Origin of the sequence: Binatus sp. (SeqCode) (assembly GCF_036522015.1) — a bacterium.
GTDB lineage: Bacteria > Desulfobacterota > Binatia > Binatales > Binataceae > Binatus.
This window is the reverse complement of record NZ_DATDGQ010000127.1, coordinates 1-3,090: the sequence shown is the minus strand read 5'-3', so window position 1 is coordinate 3,090 and position 3,090 is coordinate 1. Positions and strand designations below refer to the sequence as shown.

The window sequence follows — 3,090 nt, the reverse complement described above, 5'->3', positions numbered from 1 at the left end:
GAAGTCGCGAAGTTCCGCGCGGCGCGGCGGCTGTGGGCGAAAATAATGAAGGAGCGTTTCGGTGCGAAGGACGAACGCTCGATGATGATGCGGTTTCACGCGCAGACCGCAGGCTCGACGCTGACCGCCCAGCAGGTGGACAACAACGTCGTGCGCGTGACGATGCAGGCGCTGGCGGCGGTGCTCGGCGGAGCACAATCGCTGCATACCAACTCAAAAGACGAGGCGCTCGCGCTGCCGACTGAATCTTCGGTGCTGCTCGCGCTACGCACGCAGCAGCTGATCGCGCATGAGTCGGACGTCGCGGACACTATCGACCCGCTTGGCGGTTCGTACTACGTCGAACGGCTGACGACCGAGCTTGAAAAGAAGGCGGTCGAGTATCTATCGAAGATCGACGACTTCGGCGGCGCGGTCGCGGCGATCGAGCGCGGATACATGCAGCGCGAAATTCAGAATGCGGCATTCATTTACCAGCGCGAGATTGAAACCAAGCAGCGAATTATCGTAGGGGTCAACCAGTTTACCGGAGGCGGCGAACCACCGGGGGAAATTCTGCGGGTCAAGCCGGAGCTGGAGGCGAAACAGAAGGCGGGCGTTGCGCGCGTGCGAGCGGAGCGAAACGCAGAGACAGCGAACAAAGCGCTCGCGCGAGTCGAGGCGGCGGCGCGCGACGGGCAGAACCTGATGCCGCCGATCGTCGATGCGGTGCGCGGCTGGTGCACGCTTGGGGAAATTTCGGACGCGATGCGCAAGGTGTTCGGCGAGTACTCGCCGGTGAATACCGTATAGCGTCGGGCGGGCGGATTCGTATAAAAGAAAGCGGCACCGGAGAGGAGACGACATAAATGGGGCCGATCCCGAAGGGGACATTTCTGACCAAGGGCGTGGGGCGGCATCGCGAGAAGCTGACTTCTTTCGAGCTCGCTCTGCGCTCCGCGGGAATCGCCGAGTTCAATCTCGTGCGCGTCAAGTCGATTTTCCCACCCAACTGCAGACTACTCAGCCAGCAGGAAGGCCTGAAATACCTGACGCCGGGGCAGATCGTTTTTGCCGTGATGAGCGATAACGCGACCAACGAACCGCACCGGCTGATCGCGTCGTCGGTGGGCGTCGCGCTGCCGAGCAATCCGGCGCAGTACGGATACTTGTCGGAACATCACAGCACGGGCGAGACGGATCAAAAGGCGGGCGACTATGCCGAGGATCTGGCGGCGATGATGCTCGCGACAATTCTCGGCGTCGATTTCGATCCAAATCTCAGCTACGACGAACGCAAGGATCTGTGGCGCATGTCGGACAAGATCGTGACGACACGCAACGTGACGCAGTCGGCGATCGGCGACCGCGACGGACTGTGGTCGTCGGTGGTCGCCGCCGCAGTGTTCGTCGATATACCCAACGGCAAGTAGTTTGTACGGCGCGAGCTGGCCGGATAGGCTTTAGTTATGGCGACAGAAATTCTCTACTGCTCGGCTTGAGGCTACAAGCCACGCGCGGCCAGTCTGGCCGCATCATTGGATTCCAGGTTCGGCGAGAGGGCGGACATCACGCCCGGCAAATCCGGCCAGTTCGACGTGATCGTTAACGGACGTCTGGTGTTCTCGAAATCCAGCACCGGCCGATTCCCGGTTGACGGCGAGGTCGAGGAACTTTTCGCAGCACTGAAAGAAGGCCGCGAGCCTGTGCCGGTCGAAATAAAAAAGCCGGAAGGATTCGTCGGCCGCATCCTCGACAAACTGCGGAACTGAGCTTCGTTCCGCTACGGATGCATGTCGAGGAATTCCTTGAAGCCGCTGCGCTCGTGGGGCCCGAGGATCGCCATCTCCAGAATCCCCATGCCCTCGCGCGACCCTGTTTTCGCCTGACACACCGCCTGGATGTGCTGATGCATCATGTCGCGCTGGTTGACGTCGGCGGTTTTGAACGATTCGTAGGTCGAGACGTCGGGCCCGACGTACATTCCGTGGCCCCACTTCGGATGAAAATAGCCGATGCCCTGCATGTAGAAGTTGAAGAGCGTCTTCAGCTCGATGCGACTTTCGCCGGCGCGCGGGCTTCGCAAAACTATTTCGGCGCTCTTTGCGTGGCGCGTTCCGGGCGCGTAGTTGACGTTGAAATCGACTCCGGTTGCGAGGTCCAGCGGTGCACCGGGCTCCGCGGGCGTAACAGCGCCGAACTGGTGCCATCGCGAGCCGTCGGCGTTTTCATTGCAGTCGCAATGCGTGCAGAGATCCTCGAAATTGGTCGGCGACCACAGCCAGTAGAACTGGCCCATTACGGGCGTCGGTGACGGCACTCCTGCGGGATCCTGAGGGCCTATTCCGCGCACGCCCCACGAGCGATCGCGCGAACCCCAGACCCGCGAGGGTTTAGCGTCGTAAGTCTTGCCGGCGACCGTCAGGCTGCCGCTATAACCGCCGTGCTGCGTGAACCGCGTCAAATCCATGATGAGCCGCGGGCCGGCGCGGCGCGAAAAACGAGGTTCCTCGATTGCGTCGGCGCGGGCCTCGAACATCAGGTCGGCCTTGACGGCTTCGTGATTGACGCGCAGCCGCATCGAGCGCATCGGGCGCACGATCTCGATTGAGATCGGGCCGACACGCGTATCCATTCGCTCGGCACCGAGCACTCGCGACGCGCGCACGCAATGTTGCACGCCACCAGCGATGACGCTGAATGCGCAATCGATGATTCCGACGTTCGGATAAATTCCCATCGCGACGGCGAAGTAGGGCTCGCCCTCGCGAAAGTATCCGTTGAAAAAAAATCGATCGTAAAAGTTGCGGTCGCTAGTGAACACCTGCTGAACCGGCTCCGGCGTCTGATGAATCGGATAGTCGTCGCCCTGCGTGATCATGGTTGGCTCCTCATTCTGATTTTTTGATCATAGTCGATATCGCGCGCAGTTGTCGCTCTCACTATTCCGAATGTGGGGAGAGCCAGACGTGCTCGAAGCGCGTCGGGCGCATCGGATTGATCACGTAGTCGTGCACCCACGGCTGGCGAATGATGTACGTCACCGGGTAGTAGAGAAATACCCACGGCGCGTCGGCTACGACGATTGTTTCGGCCTGATCGTATAGCGCG

General features: G+C 60.8%; 3 protein-coding genes and 1 pseudogene. 3 read left to right on the top strand and 1 reads right to left on the bottom strand.

Annotated features, from left to right (window positions below):
- The 3 genes and pseudogenes from VIW95_RS05315 to VIW95_RS05305 form a co-directional block, all read left to right on the top strand.
- The coding region (locus tag VIW95_RS05315) for a methylmalonyl-CoA mutase family protein (RefSeq protein WP_331584382.1) at positions 1 to 792 on the top strand (792 nt) is incomplete at its 5' end.
- Between the two features lie 56 nt (positions 793 to 848).
- Positions 849 to 1,412, top strand: coding sequence for a pyruvoyl-dependent arginine decarboxylase (locus VIW95_RS05310; protein ID WP_331584381.1), 564 nt, complete (start codon positions 849 to 851; stop codon positions 1,410 to 1,412).
- Between the two features lie 81 nt (positions 1,413 to 1,493).
- Positions 1,494 to 1,751: pseudogene (locus VIW95_RS05305) on the top strand (Rdx family protein); the annotation flags it as partial.
- Positions 1,752 to 1,762: 11 nt separating this feature from the next.
- Here the strand turns inward: VIW95_RS05305 and VIW95_RS05300 are convergent.
- On the bottom strand, positions 1,763 to 2,860 hold the full coding sequence (locus VIW95_RS05300) for a hypothetical protein (RefSeq protein ID WP_331584380.1): 1,098 nt from the start codon (positions 2,858 to 2,860) through the stop codon (positions 1,763 to 1,765).
- Positions 2,861 to 3,090: the final 230 nt, after the last annotated feature.

Excerpts from the sequence above, each read along its gene's own strand:
- VIW95_RS05300 (WP_331584380.1), bottom strand. The coding sequence starts at position 2,860 with ATGATCACGCAGGGCGACGACTATCCGATTCATCAGACGCCGGAGCCG.
- VIW95_RS05310 (WP_331584381.1), top strand. The coding sequence starts at position 849 with ATGGGGCCGATCCCGAAGGGGACATTTCTGACCAAGGGCGTGGGGCGG.